Genomic DNA, 18973 nt, shown 5'->3' with positions numbered 1-18973 from the left:
CTCATGCCACACAAGATCCGGCCCTTGCTGCTTTCCATCCTTCTTCTCCTTCCCGTTCTCCTGTCGGGGAACGGCCAGGGCCGGATTTGTGGTACGATTCGGTGTCATGAAAGCGGAGCACCGCTGGGTGCCGTAAATGTCTATCTAAAAGGGACCTCTCTGGGGGCTGCATCCGAGAGTAATGGAAATTACTGCATCTATGATATTCCTCCTGGTGATTACACGGTACTTTTCAGGATGATCGGATACAAGACCCAGGAATTCCCCGGAATTTCCGTCTCTGAAGATGAAACCGTAACCCTGGATGTGTATATGAATCCGACGGTGCTGGAATACAATCAGAGCATTACCGTCACCTCCACCCGGGGACCCACATTGGTAACGGATGTCCCCGCATCGGTGAACGTACTGGATACAGATGCACCGGAATATCAGAATGCCCAAAACCTGGGGGAAATCCTCCAGAACATTCAGGGAGTGTTCATCAAGGATCAGGGCGGATTGGGAAACACGAAAACCATCTCGTTGCGGGGATCCACAGCAGGGCAGGTTGTTGTGTTGCTGGATGGCCAGCGCATCAACAATCCCCAAACAGGAGAAGTAGATCTGAGTACCTTGTCTTTGGAAGGAGTGGAAAAGATTGAAGTGGTGCGGGGAAGCAATTCAGCTCTCTACGGTGCTGATGCCATCGGAGGAGTTGTGAATATTATCACCCGGTCGGACAAACAGAAAGAAGGCGGATGGCAGGGATCTGTAAAAACCACCGGTGCTTCATTCGGGACCTTTTCCCTGGAATCCACGGTGGATGCCAAAATCAAACGATGGGATATAAGTGGCTCCGGAAAGTATCTGCATTCAAAAGGGGATTTTACATTTACAGACAACTACGGACAGGAAAGAACACGCAAAAACGCCGATATTGAATCCACCGATTTACATGGCCGGCTTGCCACGTCTTTGGGTGAGGGTCTTTTTACCCGTCACCTGGAATTCACACTCCGGCATCATGAATCGGAACGGGGGGCGCCGGGCACCATTGAACCCTATTATTACCAGGCCCGGATGTGGGATAAACAAAACCAGGCCAATATGCTTCTGAGTGGCAAAATTTTTTCATGTCTGCACGAACTGAGGTGGCAAAACTACTACTACGACTCATGGAGCCGTTATTTCAATGATGAATCCCTTCAGAAGGTGGACTCCCGATTTACAACCCGGACCGGCGGCAGTGAAATTCAGGTCCGGAGCATTCTGGAAGATTGGAGTACCCTCACTTACGGAAGCGGCATCCGGCTGGATTATATGCAGGATCACCAAACATCCGATGAAAGACTGCGCACATCTGCCTACTTTTTTACTGTTAGTGAAAACCAGCTGCCTGTCCAAATCCTGGGAATGAAAAAGCTGTCCCTTGTCCCCTCCCTTCGCTACGACTGGAACTCCGATTATCCAAACCGCTTTTCTCCAAAGATCGGTCTGGTTTTCAATTGGGGTGAACGATGGCTGACGTCTTTGAAAATGAATGCCGGCCTCAGTTACCGGGCTCCGACTTTCAATGATTTGTACTGGCCGGAAGATGCATGGACCAAGGGGAATCCCGATTTGAGTCCGGAAAACGGCATGGACTGGGATATGGGCATCCGTCTTCAATATCCGGTGCTGAATGGTTTTTACCTTGAATCCACATACTTTGAAAATTACCTGAGCGATATGATCATCTGGCAGGAAACAGCCGGTTTGTGGATGCCTGAAAATGTCCAAAGTGCCCGGATCAGGGGCGTTGAAAACAGCCTGAAATTCAGTCCTTTGAAAAATAATCTGACCTTTCAGGCTAACCACACCTTTATGGATGCCCGGAACACCAACCCGGAATCCCCGGCAGAATATGAAAAAATCCTGGTCTATCGACCGAAGCATACAGTGAATGTTTCACTCACGGGACGGATTCTGCATATTTATGGGACATACAGTTACCAGTATGTAAGCAGACGATACACGGACGCCACAAATGTCTGGAGGAATTCATTGGATCCTTACAGTCTGTCCCACATCAGTATAGGTTATGAGATGGCATATAAAACCTTTCGTCTAACGGTGAATACACATTTGAAAAACCTGTTTGGTACTGAATACAGAGTTATTAAAAACATGCCCGTTCCCGGAAGGGAATGGAGGGTTTCATTGACAGTAGAAAAGAAATAATACCATGAAAAAGGAGGTTCGGATGAATCGAAAAGTATGGGTATTGTGTGTGGCTGTTCTGTTTACAGCCTTTGGCTTTTGGGGATGTGAGGATGATCCGACAGGGTCGGACACACCTGAAACATCCAGTGCCATTTATGTACTGAATTCTGCCGCGACCAGCATTTCAGTCATCGATCTGGAGGCAGATACGGTATATAACAATGTGGCAACCGTAGGAACCTGGCCCAACCAGCTTGTTTACCATAATGAAAAATTGTATTGTGTGAACTCCGGTTCAAACAATATCATGATCTTCGATGTAGACACCTGGGAAGCCGAAACGCCGATTGCCCTGGGAGACGGGAAAAATCCCATGAACATGGCTTTCTATGACGATCGTTATGCCTTCGTCACCTGTTCCATGTCCAACCAGGTACTGAAAGTGGATATGCAGGAAAAAACGGTGGTTACAGAAACAACCGCCGGAACAGGAGCCACCGGTATCGCCATCAGCGGGGATAAAGTCTACGTATCCAATACCGGCTATGTCGGCTGGGATCAGCCCTATGAACAGGGAACGGTCACCGTGGTGAATGCCACCAATGGCGAAGTGATCAAAACCATCGATGTGGGAACCAATCCCCAGTCGATTGCTGTTGCTTCAGACGGTAAACTTCATGTATCCTGCACCGGAGATTACGGCGCCAATCCCGGTGTTGCCAGCGTGATTGATCCGGCAACAGATACGGTTGTTGAGACCGTTGAAATCGGTGGAGCACCTGGTATGGTTGCAACGGATCTCGTCAACGAATTAGCCTATCTGAGTGTATGGGGTATGGGTTGTATGGTATACAGCACCACGGATTACACCATATTGAACGACTCGGAAGACATGTTCCTTGGAAAAGGCGGATCCGGTATCCTGGTGGATACGGAAGGTTATGTCTGGGTCAGTGTATGGGATGATGACCAGGTTGTGAAGGTCAACAGTACTGGAACTGTCCTTAAAACCTACAATGTGGGCGACAGTCCCATGAGTCTTGCACAACGTATCTATTAATCAGATGTCCGGCGGGGGAGATATTCCCCCGCCTTTTTTGAGTTTTTATGGATAGGAAAGGATCCGAAATGAAATACAGTATTCGCGACATCTCACTGGCAGAATCAGGACAGCAGAACATCGACTGGGTTTCAAAATGGATGAAAGTGGTGAACCGTCTTGCTGAAAAATTTAATGCTGAGGGAACTTTTCAGGGAAAGCGGATTGCTTTATGTATTCATCTGGAAGCAAAAACGGCCTATCTGGCCCAGACGATCCGCCGTTTGGGAGCGGATGTATGGATTACCAGCAGCAATCCCCTGTCTACCAAAGACGAAGTATGCGCCGCTCTGGCTAAAGAGGATATCCATGTATTCGCCAAACACGGTGCCTCGGAAAAAGAATACTGGTCCTACATTGATGCAATCACCTCCGCCCAGCCCCATGCAGTGGTGGATGACGGAGGAGATATCTGCAACTATCTCCACGAACACCCTGATTATGCAGTAAATATTGCTGGTATTTGTGAAGAAACCACCACCGGTGTAAACCGGGCAAGGCGTATGGCGGCAAAAGGATTATTAAAATATCCCTCATTGGGGATTAACGATGCCCTCAGCAAATACCTTTTTGATAACCGGTACGGGACCGGGCAATCCACATGGACTGCCATCGCCCACCTGACGAACATGACCATTTCGGGGAAAACCGTGGTTGTGGCCGGATATGGATGGTGTGGCCGGGGGGTTGCCAATATTGCCTCCGGGATGGGTGCCGATGTGATCATCACAGAAATCGACCCCTGGAAAGCCCTGGAAGCCCGAATGGACGGATGCAGGGTGATGCCCATGCTGGATGCCGCCCGACAAGGCGATATTTTTATTACCACGACCGGGGAGGAAAATATTCTCCGCCCTGAACATTTTATGGTCATGAAAGACGGAGCCTTTCTGGCAAATGCCGGACATTTTAACTACGAAATTGATGTACCCGGACTGAAAAAAATTGCCGGTGATCCCGTAAAAGTCCGGAATGAAATTGAAGAATACCGGATTGATTCCAACAGGTCCATCTACTTGCTGGCACAAGGTGGTATTATCAACATTGCAGGTGGTTTAGGCCATCCCGTGGAAATCCTGGATCTGAGCTTTGGCCTTCAACTGGCTTCCCTGAACTACGTTTTATCACATCCTGAACTGAAACCGGGATACTATCCCGTCCCACGGGAGATTGACGAACTGGTAGTCCGGGAACGCCTGATGGCCGATGGGATTTTTATAGATGAATGAATCCGCAACGCTTAACACCTATTGAGAGATCATTATGAGACTAACCAGTTTTTTTGGAATTTTTATCCTGATTGGACTTGCCTGGCTTTTATCGGCGAATAAAAAAAAGGTGAGCTGGCGTGTGGTATCCTGGGGACTGGGTCTGCAGCTTCTTTTTGCCCTCTTTGTGTTTATGATTCCTATTGGAACACGCTTTTTCATGGTCATCAACAAAATTGTAATCAAAGTTCTTGAGACGGCTACCGCCGGCTCCTACTTTGTGTTTGGCAGGCTGGCCCTTGGGCCGGGCACCGTGAGTGAATCAGGGGAAAGCTCTCTGGGATATTTTCTGGCTTTTCAGGCGCTTCCCACGATTATCTTTTTTGCCGCACTGGTGGCCATCCTCTACCATCTGGGGATCATGAACCGGATCATTCAATGGTTTTCCTATGCCTTTACCAGGCTCATGAGAATCAGCGGGGCCGAATCCTGCAGTGCCGCTTCAAATATCTTTGTCGGTATTGAATCGGCCCTGGTGGTAAAACCCTATTTGAGCAAAATGACCCGCTCCGAGCTGAACACCATTCTGACATGCGGTATGGCCACCATCGCCTCCAGTATGCTGGCAGTGTATACTTTTATCCTGAAGGGAGAATTTCCCATGATTGCCGGACACCTGGTGTCCGCTTCCATTATGAATGCACCCGCGGCCATTGTTATCTCAAAAATCCTCCTCCCGGAAGATGGATCCCCTGTGACCCTGGGACAAAACATCCGGCCTCACTATGAAAAAGATCCCAATCTGTTTGCCGCCATTATTAATGGTGCCAATTCAGGTGTGAAGCTGGTTGTGGGTATTGTTTCCATGCTCATTGCTTTTCTGGGTTTGGTAGAGCTGGTAAATGTAATCATCGGTTATGTGGGTTCGCCCCTGAACAATCTGCTGGGAACACACATCAACTGGAGCCTGGAAGGATTTTTAGGATATCTTTTTTATCCCCTGACCTTTATCATCGGTATTCCTGTCAGCGATGTGGCCACCTTGTCGCCCATCATTGGCCAGCGGCTTATCCTCTCTGAAGTTACAGCCTTCCAGAATCTGTCAATCCTTATCCAGTCCGGTGCCGTGCAATCTCCCCGATCGATAGTGATTGCCACCTATGCCCTCACTGGTTTTGCCCATGTGGCATCTATTGCCATTTTTGTCGGCGGCCTCAGCGCCCTGGTTCCTGAAAGGATTAAAGATATCAGTCGACTGGGTTTCAAGGCCCTTTTGGGGGCAACCTTTGCAAACCTTTTAACCGCCTCCGTTGCCGGACTCTTTTACAGCGGCGGAACCATCCTCATGCCATAAAATGAAACCGTTAAATCACATTATCCGGGATATGCCGAAAATTGAGCTCCACTGCCATCTGGAGGGGGCATTTACGCTGGATTTTCTTCTGAGCCGGATCCATAAGTACGAACCCGAATCTGAAATACGGGATCTTGAGACCCTCCGGAAACAATTTGTCTTTGGGGATTTTGACCACTTCATCCGGTCCTGGGTTTGGAAAAACAGGTATTTTCGCACGGCAGAAGATTTCCGGGATTCCACATACCTGGTTATAGAATCTCTGGCCAGGCAAAACGTGATTGCCCTGGAGGCCTTTTTCTCTCCCTGGGATTTTGACGCCTGGGGGCCCGGGGCAGAGGCCATCATCGAAGCGACCCTCGAAGGCAAAGAGGCAGCAGAAAAGGACTTTGGAATCCCCGTGAATCTGATCGCCGATCTTGTACGCAATCACGGTCATGAAAAAGCGGAAGATAAGTTAAAACAACTGGCCCCTTATAAAGGACGTATCTGCGGAATCGGCCTGGGAGGAGATGAAACGCATTTCCCTGCATTTCGCTTTGAGGATGTCTTCCGGCTTGCCCGGTCACAAGGATTTCACACCGTGGCACATGCCGGAGAAACTGAAGGTCCTTATTCCATCTGGGATGCCGTATCCCGCCTGAATGTAGAACGAATCGGCCACGGGATTACAGCCATTCAGAACAGGGAACTGATGAAGATTCTCAGGGATCGTCAAATTCCCCTGGAAATATGTCCCACCAGCAATCTGAAAACTCAGGTGGTAAAAAGTGCCCGGGAACATCCTGTGAAAATCTTTTACGATGAGGGACTTTTAATCACCATCAATTCCGATGACCCAACCATGTTTAATCAGACATTGACAGAGGAATTTCAATTCATCTGTCGGGAATATGGCTTTCAGGCTGATGATCTGGATCGCCTGACCCATTATGCACTGAAAGCATCTTTTTTTACACCGGATATCAAAACAAAACTTCAGAAAACGATAGAAAATGATTGGGATAACCTGACCTAACCCCTTGATAGATTGAAAGGATTTGCCATGGAAATAAGTCTTATGGGATTTGTACTGGCTGCCGTTTCCGGCCTGAGTCTTTCCCTGATCGGAATCGCCTTCCGGTTGGGACAATCAAAAAATGTAGTCCCTTTGCACATTGCCACAAGCATGGGAATTTGCGGAATGATCTTTTTCGGTGTACAGATGGATTGGGGATTGATGAAAGAGATTCCCCTCTTTATATACGGTCTGGCTTTAATCAATGCCCTGGGACAAATCGTAGCCATGGAATTAACAAAAGCAAGTCTGAAACGGGGGCCCCTGTCTCCTGTATGGTGCGCCCTGAATTTGAACTTTTTGGTTGTCATCATCTATGCTGCGGTAGTATATCAGGAAGCCGTCCATCTTTTTCAGGCACTGGCATTGGTTTCCGGCCTTTTATGTGTCGTTGCCGCTTCCAATCTGGAAAATGAAGACGGTGGAGACGGGAAGGAATCAGCTTTGAAAGATAAAATTCTGTATGGCCTTATGTTGATTATTATTCTCTTCAGCAACAGCATTGTCTTTCTCACTATCCGGGATCTGGGCAGCCGGATGGTGCCCGGAGATGTTGTCAGCTATCTGGGGAAATACCTTCCGAATATCTATTTTATCCTCTATGCCATGATGGCCCTGGTCTGCGGAACCGTCGTCTCATTTCAAAAGATAAAACCGGAAAGCACTGGCACACTCATCCGCCTGGGACTCATGGGTGGCGTAGGTTCTATTGCCGGACTTTTTTTACTGAGCCTGTGTGCTCCCTATCCGGCCGCTTTTGTTTTCACCATCAACGGCATGATAACCATCTTGGCCGGTGCCCTGGCCTCCGTGTTCTTCTTTGGTGAAAAGCGGACGACTGCCTGGTACTTTACTATCGGCTTTGGTATTCTTGCCGTCATTCTGGCCAATCTGAAATAAAAGGAGATTGTGATGAAAACCATTAAACAACATGTTCTCATTTTAATCATACTCGTCTTTTCTCTCACAGCCTGCAGCCAAGGGGAAAAACCAACACTTGTCAGTTGCTCATCCACCATGACCGAAATCATCTATGAAATCGGTGCCGGCAACCAGGTTTTGGGAGCAACCAGTTTCTGCTTTTTCCCGGAGCAGGTCATGAAAGATAAAGAAGCCGGCCGGTTGAAGGTCGTAGGTGATTTTATCAACATCAATTTTGCTCGAATTGACTCCATCGGACCAGACCTGATTTTTACAGATACAAACATGCAACGGAAGATTGCAGACAGCCTGAGGGCCATGGGGTTCACCGTGTATCATTTCGAGCCAAACCGGCTGGAGGATGTATACGCGTGCATCTTAAAAATCGGTGAGGTGACGAATAATGCGAAAAGTGCCCATGATATGGTGGATCACATGAAAGCAGGCATGGATAAAATCCGCGCCGTCAGTTCAAAGCTGGAACCGGTCAGAGTCTATATGGAAATCAATCACATGGGTCCCTGGACCTTTGGCAGTGAATCACCCCTCCATGATATGATCCGGGCCGCCGGTGGCGTGAATGTTTTCGGAGATACGGCGGTGGGAGTTTTCAGAACATCCAATGATAAAGTCGTTGAGAAAAATCCGGATATTATTCTTTCTCCCATCTGGCTGGATGCTGAATTGGGAGGCTGGAAAGGCATAACACCCCTGAGAGAAATATATACCCGACCCGGGTATGACGAAACGGATGCTGTGACCCGGAGCCGTGTTCTGTACTACGATTCAGCCCTGATGAAACACTTTGGTCCCCGGCAGGTCGTTGCCACACAAAAACTGGCTTATCTGCTTCATCCGGAATATTTTGAATCCCCTGAAGGAACAATTCCCTGGGAATTGGGTTGGATTAAATAATGTTTCAGATGATTTAAAAAGTTTTTTATAGAAAAGGGAAACTTCCTTTGATTAAGGAAGCATGGCCAGTCCTTCGAGCGCAGATGCATCACCGGGGCTGGCCATGAGTGTTTTATGGAACAATATTTTGGCTTCTCTGAGTTTTTGAAGGTGAAGTTTTGTCCAGGCGCTTAACAACAGAGTATCATAATCAAAAGGATACAGATTTAATACCTTTTCCAGGTAACGGTCTGCTTTCTCATATTCTCCCCGGTTGTAACAAATAAGACCCATCCTGTAATTAACAAGCGTATTTTGTGGGTCCATCTCCAGAATTTTCAGATACATCTTCTCAATCTCATCCCATTTTCCCTGGGAGGATAAAGGATACGCCAGTCCCAATTGGGGTTCAATGGCATAGGGCCGGAGTTTCACGGCATTCCGGTAATATGTTTCAGATTTGTCCATTTTCCCGCCCAGATAATACAACCAGCCCAGGCGGAGGTTTATCTCATAGGAATCTTCATCATAGACGGCTGTCAACGTTTCTGCTGCACGTTGATACTGACCTTCATTTTCCTGTGTATAGCTTGTTTCAAAGGCTTTGATCACCTGGTCCTGAGCGTACAGAATCCCCCAGCCGGCAAGAAACAGAACCATAAATTGCATATAACGATGTTTCAAAAATTCCATTGCAGTGCTCCCGTTATGGAATGGCTTTTATAATGAATCGGATTTGTTTCCGGTAGACTTGTATTGTCCGGACGAAAAGAACTCTCATGGTTTTGATACGTATAATTCAGACGGATTGTGAGATCATCCGAGACCGGAAAAATCCATCGTCCACCGATGCGCCGTGTGATCACATCCATCCCATTATACACGATGTAGCCTTGATGCCGGGATGCATGATGCAAGTCTCCGGTGGCATACATCCCCTCTACCCACAGCCAGGACAGAAGTTTTCCTCCCATCAGCAGATCGGTTATCACCATATTTTCGTCTGGATCCTGGTGAACATACGACAGGATAAATCCTCCATAAAGATTGAGATTTCCAAGGGGATATACGGTAAGTTGCCAATCCCCCTGGATCTGATTGTTTTGATTCAGGTTGCTGAACAACGCTGTCATACCGGTTGTTACATAAGGAAAGGAATGAAAGACGGACACAAACGAAAGCCTGTCATTATCCGTTATTTCATCTGTGACTATCCGTCCTTGCAGCCCTTCAAAAACATAACGGTCCCTTAAATATACCAGATTGATAAAATGGGCACCAAATGTCAGATCCGTTCCCTGGGCCACATGGTACGTTCCGGATAGATAGATCTGATTCAGATTGGTCACATAATCAGGTTTGGTTACAGCAACCCCGTTTTCCTGGGCGTATAAATAGGATGTTTTCCTGAGCCGGGCATAGCTTCCATACACAGACAGGCGGGGTGAAAAGATTTTATAAAGGCCGACATCCGCATAACCCAGTGTTTTGGATAAAAACTGGGATCCGTTGATCGCAAGTCCGGTATCATTAACATAATCGTCTGTAAAGGATTTATCGACGGGGAAACCGGCATTTAAAGAGACACTCAGGTACTCTCCCGGAAAGCGGTCTGGAACGCCTGCCTTTCTTTTCAGCTCCTGTGAAAAGCCGGCAGCCAGTATCCGTGCATCCCCTTCCCGGCCCGCATACCGGTATGCCCAGTACAGATATTCCTTTAACAGGGGATCGGCGCTGTTGATACGGTATGCTCTGGTAAAATGCCGGATTGCCGCATGATAATTCTCCAGCTGGTAGTAAGCAATTCCCAGTCTGTACCGGAGGTTATAAAAATCAATTCCTTTTTTCAGGGCTTTTTGTCCGGTTTGAATCATGGATTTCCAGTCCTCACTCCGGGTAAACCGGGCTGTTTCCTGTTCCACAGTAAGTGTATTGATGATGGGCTCCCCGGCAAAAAGCGTGATGGCCGCCATCAGGTAGATGATTCCGGTTATTCTGTAGCGCATAATGCCTTCCGGGTTCTTGATTTTTGATGAATTGAAAACGTTTTTAGTCCACCGTTGTCAATATCACAGACATAGCTTGTATGTGAACGGATTTTTCCAAAGGAGTAGGTTGTTACTACAGATTCAAGAAGAAGATGCGTATCGGAAAGCGTTTCTTCCAGACTGGTATAGGAAAGTTGATATTGACCTTTTTTATAACGGATAAAGGGAGCTGCAAAATCCTGAAAAATAAGATCCTTTGTGGAAAACACCATGCTCAGGGGAAAAGAATCTTCAATCACAAGTCCCTTGTAATACCCAAAGCAAACACGGAATGCTGCACAATAAAAGTGATAGAGGAGAGAATCCCGGGTTCCTTCGAAATGGGTAAAATAAAGCATGGCATCATCGGTTTTAAACCAGGCTTTCGATCCGGACTTCCGGCATTCAATATAGGTATTGAGAAATTCATTGATTTTCACATCCCATATTAAGGGTTCGGAATCATCCTCCAGGGTGAACCGGATTTTTTCTCCGGGGATAAAATGAAAGGCTTTTTTCAAGGCTGAATTTACCTGAACAGCAGATACCCGGTTTCCTTTCTCAGGGATCGCATAGGTTTTCAGGGAAAATTCCCTATCCTGGCGGAGCATATAGTTACAGATGGGATAATCGAGTGTCTCAGAGCCGATATGAGGGGTTTGCTGGACCTGAAAATGGAGGTGGGGATAGGGGGAATTCCCCGAGTTTCCACACCGGGCCAGCATATCTCCTTTCCGGACCTTATCGCCGGGCTTCACCTGGATTGAGTCCGGTTTCAGATGGCTCAGTTTGGTAAACAGGTCATCTTCATGCTTGATCAGAATCGTATTACCCCAGTTTTGTTCCAGGTTTCGTTCTCCGATCGTATTATCCGGGACATCATCCACCACCGTTTCAATAGTCCCGTCGGCCGGGGCAATGACTGTTTTATCATAACAAAAATAATCCTCACGAAAATCCCCTGAATTTTTCCAGGTTTGTCCTGTCTCATCAGCTATTTCAAAGTCCCAGGCATGGCGCCACCGGTCCTGATGGGTATATTCACCGTCATGCCCCTGTGTCACAATCCATTCCCCGAAAAATGGCAGGTGAACCGGCACTGTACTCTCTTTTCCAAAGCGTTCCATGAAATTCAGGTATGAATAGAGGTTTTTCTCCGGAGTATTCTGTTGAATAAGTACCGGTGTCAGATTTGCCCTGTTATCCACCCTGAATTTCAAAACATACAGAAAGAGGAGGGAGAGCACATTAAAAGGCAGCGAATAAACCGGCAGATAGAATACGGCAAGAATGCGGGACAATCCAATCGTCATCACCGCCACCAGGGGGATTGTCAGGATTGCCCACACATAGGAATTTTTATTGGGGATGATAAAATAACCTCCGGTGGCAATGGCCGTCAGAATATAGTTGAAACCAATATAGCTGTAACTCACTTCTGAAAAGGGAGCACCAATCAGCAGATAGAAGAAATATGCCGTATAAAAACCCAGTAAAGACAAGGTAAAGGCGATGCGGGAATACAGAAGCAATCCCACAGCCACAAGGATACCTGTGAGCATATTGTACTGAAAAAGAATCGCACCCAGCGAGAGGAAATAGGCACGGATCGAGGAATGGATTGCCAGTTGATTCCACCAGTCATACACCTGAACGAGTGAATTCCCCCCCATAATGTATAAATCATTTAAGGTATAGATGCCCCGCTCATTCAAACCCAGGGCCTGAAATTCACGGGAAGCCAGTGTCAGAATCCACATGGACACGACAAAAGGGATGCTGAGGTAAGGAAGGGCATATTTTCCTATAATCCCTTCGCAACTGACGGCAATAAACAGGGTAAGAATTGATGCCAGGATGACGATGAGGACCAGCAGAGGCCCCGGTTGAAAAAAAATACCCAGTCCAAGTCCTACCAACAGGGAATTAAAACCATAATATCCCTGGTGAATTTTGAAGGGATGAAAACCCAGATATCGGGCCAAAAGAGTTGTGGTGAGGACGGCCAGCAAACCGAAAAGGCCGGTATAAAAATCCACAAAGGTTACCAGAATCAGAATACCGGCAAACAAGCGGTTATCGGAAAAGAAAATTTGCGAATAGCTGTTTAAAAGGCTGCCTGTAAAATCGAACTCACGTTTCATGAGTGGTTCCTTCGTCAGATCAGATGTTCCGGAAGATGTTCGCAGTGGTTCAGGGTTTCAAGTGTTTCCCCGTCCCGGATGATATGGGTTTTCCCTTCCGGGTCAATTAAAACCACCCGTGGACGAAGTGTAATAAATTGTAGCCATTGCGTATTATTGTAAGCACCAACCCTCCGGATCACATAAGGATCTCCCTTTTTCAGAAGGGGAAATTGAATATGATCCCGGATAATGTCAATATTCATACAGAGGGGGCCGTAGATGGTTGTGTCTTCAGTTTGATCGGAAAGGTGTTTCGCCGGGCGAATGTCATGTTCATACCAGAATGATGTAAAAAGGAGGTTCACACCTGCATCGATAATCGTTGCCCGGCGGCCATCAGCAAGGCGTTTGTTGGCAACCACCCTGCCTGCCAGCCAGCCTGCGTCATCCACCAGTGCCCGGCCCGTTTCCAGTATAAGCAGGGGTAAATGATCCGGTTTGAATTCCGATTTCATCAGAGCGGAAACAATGGCTTCGGCAAAATCATCAAAAGAGGGAGCTGTATCACTCCCGGGATAATAGGCTCCTTTCAGAGTATTTTTAGACGCAAATCCGCCGCCCATATCGATATACTTTATCGTGTGTTTATATTTTCTTTCAAGACCAATGGCCAGATCCGCCAGTTTCAAAGCCGCTTTTTCATATGCCTGAACCGTCATCATATAGGTACCAATATGGGTGTGAAGTCCCAGAAGGTCTATTTGCTTACTGATCATGATCCGGTTGAGGGCATCCCAGGCTTCCCCGTTTTCATAATTGAATCCGAACCGATCCCACTGGGGATAAATCCCCGTATCCATATTTACCCGGATTGCTGCTTTGGGGCGTTTTTCCAGGTCCTCTGCAAGATCCAGAAGTTCATAGAGTTCATCAAAATGGTCAATATGGATTAAGGAATCATTCTCAACGGCTTTTTTCAAATCTTCCCGGGATTTAAAGGGACCGTTAAAAATGATTTTTGAACCGGGGACTCCATTTGCCAGGGCCTTTTCGTATTCAAATCCGGAAACTACTTCAGCCCAGGAGCCCTCCTGGTGGAATATTTTACACACCGCATTTAAATAATTCGTCTTGTAGGACCAGGCAAACTGGACTTTGGGATAGCGCGACGAAAACGCCCTGTACGCCTCTTGATATGTTTTTCGAAGCACTTTTTCAGACAAAATAAAGAGAGGTGAACCATATTCTTTTAAAAGAAATTCAACGGCAATTCCTTCGATATTTTCCATGGGGTCCGGCCGCCGGACCATTCCGTATTTACTCGGAAGTCCGGCGTTGATTTTTTGTATCAGCGGTCTTTCAAAAGGGATTTTTTCCATTTTTTATCTTTCCTTATGTATGATGTTGCGGGTTGCAGGTTGGGGGTTGCGGGGTGGGGGTTGGAGAGTTCTCGCCCTATCCCCCTATAGCTCCCCCCGGGTTGTGAGTGACTGAAAATCCCCCAGGGGACAGATCATATCATACGAATACCGGATAAAAAGGATACCCACGGTATAATCTGTAAAAGGTTCAACAGGATAACCCAGTGCCAGTTTGACCAGGGCTTCAGGGAGGTTTTGTCCGGCTCCCACGGCTAGATAGACCCAGGCGGGAAGGCGGGGATTGATTTCTATCAGATACAGCTCCTTTTTATCGGTCCGGATGAGCTCCAGTTCCATGCCTCCGCGCCAGTGGGTTTGGCCGATGATGTCATGTGTCAACTCCAGCATTTTGGGGTCATCCAGGGTAATACCGCCCCAGGCTTTTCCCTTATCCGTGATATACTGCTTTTTCATGGGAACGGCTCCGATGGTGTTTCCCCGGCCGTCTCCCAGGGCAACCACATTTACTTCGGTCCCACGGATATATTCCTGAACAACAATAGGCAATCCCCATTTGGAAGCGATTTTATTGAAATAGATTTGGGCCTGCTCAAATGAAAAGGCGATAGAGGCATCATAAAACTTTCCCTTGATGACCATGGGATAGTCATAGTCCTCTTCCAGCTCTTTCAATTCCTGAATACGTGTAATAGGGCGGCTTTTAGGAACCTTTATTTTATATTTCTCACCAAACTCAGGCAGATTTGATTTGTGCCGTTCCTCAAATTGTTGCAGTGTGGGTAAAAAAGTATGAATGCCAAGGTGTTTGAGTTCAGACTCGGCTTTCATAAACGTATACAATTCCGAATCGAAATTGGGTATGAGCACATCGATCGATTCTTTGGCATGAATATCCCGGATCCGCTCCATCAGTATTCCACTTCCTTCGGATGGATAGGGCACTTTATAGCTCTTGTCCACATGGTCATGCATATAAGCGCCTGGCTCCAGATTTTCATATACCAGTCCCACAATCCGTGGCTCAAAAAATGTTGATTCCCGGAGACCCCGAACGACAGGAATGCCAGGGCCCGGGCTGTCGACATTATTCAATCCGGAAACGGCAACAGTGATTTTAGTTTTCATCATCCTCTTCAACCAGTTGATATTGTTTTAACAGTCCCAGAAAATCATAGAGATACCGTTCTAAAACCCCTTTTTCCACATCATATTTTTCCAGAATTCTGGCGGAAATGGCTTCCAGTTCCAGACCTTCCTTCAAAAGGGATAAAATTTCCATTCCCACCGGATTCAGGGTATAGGAATCCCCGCTTGTGGGGTCAAAGACAAATCCCGTTTCACTGATGGCGATATTTTTTTTCAGTTTCATGGATATCCTCCAAAATAGTGTATCCAACACAAAACACTGTCACAAGTGTGCTTTTTAAATATTTTATTAGAATTTAACAAAGGATACTAAATAATTTCGTGTTTCATAACACATAATTGATAAAAAGGTGGTTTTTAGGATCAGATCCCCAGAATGATAAACCAGTCCACAGCCACAAGCCAGATCCAACTCAGGACAGCTGTATAGAGAAAGGAACGGGTTTTCCAGGCCACAGCACCAAATGCCATATGGAGGAGAATGGATACAACACCTTCCATTTCTGAAGCACCGATATAGACGGGAGCTCCGGCAAGGGCGGCAATGAGGATAGCTCCCAATATACCCAGTTCATCCTTCATAGCATGAAAGATAAAACCCCGGATAAAGGCCTCGTACGAAAAATAGAAAAGAAATGCCGTCAGGTAATACCGGAGAATCACCCAGATATTTTCCATGCCAATATATTTATACAGGGGATAAATATCCTGGAATTCATACATTTGAGAGGCGCCGAAGGCATACAGCAGCATAAGCGGAATGCCAATCGCCAGGGCCAGCAGCCCTTTTTTCCAATCTCCGAAACGAAGTCCCATTTCCTTTAAACGGTATCCCATCACACCGGTCCAGGTGAGAGACGGGATGATAAAAAAGATCAAAACCGCTGAAAGCCACTGGTAATACACGGACAGCAGAGGGGCTGTGATTGTATTATTGCTGAAAAAGCGTTCATACGTACTCATACGCCCGTGATAGAAATAAAACACCGAAAGCAGGAGTCCCAACAGGAGCGGTATCCACACATTGGACTTGGTCCGGGGTGTTTGGGAATTCATGGCTACCATGTCAATCCTCCGTGATTCAGCTTCAGGGTATTCGTAAGAAATATCAAAAAGTCATCTTCGTTTTCGACCTGAAATCCATGCCAGCCTGCCTGGCGGACTCCTTCAATATTGTCCTGCCGGTCGTCGCAAAAAAGGGTTTCCTCCGGCCGGACGCCCAGGACCCTGGCTGCATGATGATAGGTATCAGGATCGGGTTTGCTCCTTTGCTGTTCATAAGAAAGATAGACATTATGAAAGGCTTTTCTTAATCCGACATACGCATCGATGTTTTCAAAATCCACCACATTGGTATTGGATAAAAGATAGACGGGTATGTGCTGTTTTAGAAAATGAATCAGGCCCCAGGTTCGAAGGCGGAGTGGAAAAGCCGTATGAATCTGTCTTTCAAACTCCTTTCGCCGGGCAGCGGGAAATCCGGTATATTTCTCCAAGGCCGGGAAATAATCCTCCCGTGACTTTTTTCCGGTTTCAAAATCCCTGAAAAAAGGTGTATTGTAAAAAGCTTCGAATGCATCCACGTCAATACCGGCTTTCAGACAAAAGCGGGGATAATCCACGTCAACAACCACATTCCCAAGGTCCAGAACAAGATTTTTGATAACAGGCATGCTTATTCCGATTTTTCTGCTTCGATTTTTTCCCGGACCCTATCCGTCAGAGTTTCAATTTCCTTTAACTTTGCGTCATCAGATGTGCTTTTCTTCAGGAGTCTCAGAATGCGCAGGGCAGAAGAATATGCCCCCTGTTTAAAGTACACTTTGGCCATGGTCAGCGTGTCAAAAGGTCCGGCCGTTTCAAGGTCATCTTCCTGGAATGCCGCTTCAGTACTTTCGGGTCTTTGATCCTCAATATCCCGGTGTTTTCTTTCATGAAGTGTTTTCAGCAGATCTTTCAACTTGGAAGCTTCTTCCGAATCAGCGAGTAATTCGCTTTCTTCCAGCTTTTCTTCCCGTTCAATTTCTGCTTCTTCCTCGGGGGACAGGTGAATGTCCAGAGCCGGTTCTTTTTCTTCTTCATCACCCTTTCGGGGTTTTTCCGGTTTCTGTGTTTCCTTTTCCGATGCTTTTTTCTTCAGATCGATAAGGATATCCCCCAGATAGGAGGATTTTTCCTTGTCAGGCGTCTCTGCAGGAGATTCCTCAGCTTTATCCGAAGGTGTTTTTGTCTTTTCTCCCTGAATTGTCTGGAGGATGGGTGCCTCTTCCGAAGCCTCCTCCTGTTTTTCAGGTTTTGTTTGGCTTATTCCAGGCCGGGAATGAAGAATAGAGGGTGTTTCTTCCGGTTTTTCATGAAGTTTAAGAGGTTCCGGGGCGACCCCGGCCAGGTTTTCCCGAATATCCTTCAGAGAACCTGAATCCGGTTTCATCCATCCGATGAGCTCACAAAGATAGGCCTTTTCCCCGTCTGTCAGCATATTGTCCTGCATATACAGGAGAGCTTCTGCTGCAGAAATAAACCCGGAATCCTCATGAATGACACTGCGGAAATAATACTCAGCCATCTCGGCAGCGCCCGATTCCTGCTGGCATACCCCATTCAGATAGCGGATCACCACGTGATCCCGGATATCTGCCGGAACATGTTTTATGACATTCAGACCCTGATCCGCCAACCCTTTTTCCAATAAATCACCGATGGTTCTATACGTTTCGTGAATTCTATCCATATATGTGTTCATGATTCCTCCTTATGATTTGATTTCTCCGGATTGCAGGTTGCGGGTTGCAGGATGCAGGTTGGGGATTGCGGGATGCTCCGTTTTATATCAGTTGTCTGTCTGCAAAACTGGTAAAATCCCTGTCTGCAATAATAATATGATCCAGGACAGGAATCCCAATAATTTTTCCGGATTCTACAATTTTCCGGGTGATTTCGATATCTTCCCGGCTCGGTTCAGGGTTTCCGCTGGGATGGTTGTGCATGAGAATGACAGCAGCAGCCAGATAGTCAATCGCCGCTTTAAAGATCTCCCGGGGGTGAACAACTGACGCATTCAAATGTCCACGGCTGATGACAATGTCCCGGATGATCCGGTTATGACTGTTCAGAAGAATCACTTTAAAAACCTCATAATTCAGCAGGCGAAGAGGCGGTCCGAATCGCATCGCCACGTTCCGGGGGTTTGTCATCTGAGACTTGCTGCTTAAGGCTTCCGTGGCAGCAAATCGGGCTCCCAGCTGAAACGCAGCAATCAGGGTCATTACTTTTGCCGGACCCATTCCCCTGATATGCTGAAGGGACTTTGCGGACATCCGTCCCAGACCGGCAATTCCACCATTTTCCTGAAGGATTTTTCGGGATAAATCCACTGCATTGAGGGTGGGGGTACCAGACCGGATCAAAATGGCGATTAATTCGGCATCACTCAGGGAATCGGCTCCGTATTTTTCCAGTTTTTCCCGCGGGCGATCCTCTTCCGGCCAGAAGTGTAAAGCGGTGGAACGGTCCGGTGATGTTTTCATATTCTGTTTCATGTCTTAAATTAGAACACCTGAAACCGATTTCAAAGA

At 47.0% G+C, this 18973-nt stretch carries 17 protein-coding genes; 7 read left to right on the top strand and 10 right to left on the bottom strand.

What is annotated here, in order from left to right; all coding sequences use genetic code 11:
* Positions 1 to 3: 3 nt before the first annotated feature.
* From strainIA91_RS11005 to strainIA91_RS10975, 7 genes are all read left to right on the top strand, one after another.
* Positions 4 to 2202: a TonB-dependent receptor gene (locus strainIA91_RS11005; RefSeq protein ID WP_400166821.1), complete on the top strand. Its 2199-nt coding sequence runs from the start codon at positions 4 to 6 to the stop codon at positions 2200 to 2202.
* 22 nt (positions 2203 to 2224) lie between these two features.
* The gene (locus strainIA91_RS11000) at positions 2225 to 3244 is read left to right on the top strand and encodes a YncE family protein (RefSeq protein ID WP_400166820.1); all 1020 of its coding nucleotides are present in this window, start codon (positions 2225 to 2227) and stop codon (positions 3242 to 3244) included.
* 68 nt (positions 3245 to 3312) lie between these two features.
* A complete protein-coding gene (locus tag strainIA91_RS10995) occupies positions 3313 to 4512 on the top strand; it encodes an adenosylhomocysteinase (protein ID WP_400166819.1) in 1200 nt (399 codons plus the stop codon).
* Positions 4513 to 4546: 34 nt separating this feature from the next.
* Positions 4547 to 5845, top strand: a complete 1299-nt coding sequence (locus strainIA91_RS10990) for a NupC/NupG family nucleoside CNT transporter (RefSeq protein WP_400166818.1) — start codon at positions 4547 to 4549, stop codon at positions 5843 to 5845.
* A 31-nt stretch (positions 5846 to 5876) separates the two neighbouring features.
* A complete protein-coding gene (gene add, locus strainIA91_RS10985) occupies positions 5877 to 6863 on the top strand; it encodes an adenosine deaminase (protein ID WP_400166817.1) in 987 nt (328 codons plus the stop codon).
* Between the two features lie 27 nt (positions 6864 to 6890).
* On the top strand, positions 6891 to 7802 hold the full coding sequence (locus strainIA91_RS10980; RefSeq protein WP_400166816.1) for a hypothetical protein: 912 nt from the start codon (positions 6891 to 6893) through the stop codon (positions 7800 to 7802).
* A 12-nt stretch (positions 7803 to 7814) separates the two neighbouring features.
* Positions 7815 to 8738 carry an ABC transporter substrate-binding protein gene (locus strainIA91_RS10975; RefSeq protein WP_400166815.1) on the top strand — a complete coding sequence of 308 codons (924 nt, stop codon included), beginning with the start codon at positions 7815 to 7817 and terminating at the stop codon, positions 8736 to 8738.
* Between the two features lie 51 nt (positions 8739 to 8789).
* Here strainIA91_RS10975 and strainIA91_RS10970 read toward each other — a convergent pair whose 3' ends face one another.
* The 10 genes from strainIA91_RS10970 to radC form a co-directional block, all read right to left on the bottom strand.
* Positions 8790 to 9410 (bottom strand): tetratricopeptide repeat protein, encoded by a 621-nt coding sequence (locus strainIA91_RS10970; RefSeq protein ID WP_400166814.1) that lies wholly within the window; start codon positions 9408 to 9410, stop codon positions 8790 to 8792.
* Positions 9398 to 10723 (bottom strand): tetratricopeptide repeat protein, encoded by a 1326-nt coding sequence (locus tag strainIA91_RS10965; protein ID WP_400166813.1) that lies wholly within the window; start codon positions 10721 to 10723, stop codon positions 9398 to 9400. The genes strainIA91_RS10970 and strainIA91_RS10965 overlap by 13 nt, the downstream gene beginning before the upstream one ends.
* Positions 10708 to 12888, bottom strand: a complete 2181-nt coding sequence (locus strainIA91_RS10960; protein WP_400166812.1) for an urea transporter — start codon at positions 12886 to 12888, stop codon at positions 10708 to 10710. Before strainIA91_RS10960 ends, strainIA91_RS10965 begins: the two co-directional genes overlap by 16 nt.
* A 14-nt stretch (positions 12889 to 12902) precedes the next feature.
* Positions 12903 to 14249, bottom strand: coding sequence for an alanine racemase (locus strainIA91_RS10955; protein WP_400166811.1), 1347 nt, complete (start codon positions 14247 to 14249; stop codon positions 12903 to 12905).
* 84 nt (positions 14250 to 14333) lie between these two features.
* A complete protein-coding gene (locus tag strainIA91_RS10950; RefSeq protein ID WP_400166810.1) occupies positions 14334 to 15380 on the bottom strand; it encodes an ATP-grasp domain-containing protein in 1047 nt (348 codons plus the stop codon).
* Positions 15367 to 15621 (bottom strand): HPr-rel-A system PqqD family peptide chaperone, encoded by a 255-nt coding sequence (locus strainIA91_RS10945; RefSeq protein ID WP_400166809.1) that lies wholly within the window; start codon positions 15619 to 15621, stop codon positions 15367 to 15369. Before strainIA91_RS10945 ends, strainIA91_RS10950 begins: the two co-directional genes overlap by 14 nt.
* A 140-nt stretch (positions 15622 to 15761) precedes the next feature.
* Positions 15762 to 16463: a hypothetical protein gene (locus tag strainIA91_RS10940; RefSeq protein WP_400166808.1), complete on the bottom strand. Its 702-nt coding sequence runs from the start codon at positions 16461 to 16463 to the stop codon at positions 15762 to 15764.
* Entirely contained in the window at positions 16457 to 17071 is a 615-nt protein-coding gene (locus strainIA91_RS10935) for an HAD family hydrolase (RefSeq protein WP_400166807.1), read from the bottom strand. The genes strainIA91_RS10940 and strainIA91_RS10935 overlap by 7 nt, the downstream gene beginning before the upstream one ends.
* A gap of 2 nt (positions 17072 to 17073) precedes the next feature.
* Positions 17074 to 18141, bottom strand: coding sequence for a hypothetical protein (locus strainIA91_RS10930; protein ID WP_400166806.1), 1068 nt, complete (start codon positions 18139 to 18141; stop codon positions 17074 to 17076).
* 82 nt (positions 18142 to 18223) lie between these two features.
* A complete protein-coding gene (gene radC, locus strainIA91_RS10925) occupies positions 18224 to 18937 on the bottom strand; it encodes a RadC family protein (RefSeq protein ID WP_400166805.1) in 714 nt (237 codons plus the stop codon).
* Positions 18938 to 18973 lie beyond the last annotated feature (36 nt).

It is taken from the genome of Candidatus Neomarinimicrobiota bacterium (assembly GCA_041154365.1).
Classification (GTDB): Bacteria; Fidelibacterota; Fidelibacteria; order Fidelibacterales; family Fidelibacteraceae; genus Fidelibacter; species Fidelibacter multiformis.
This window is presented reverse-complemented; position numbering and strand designations above follow the sequence as displayed.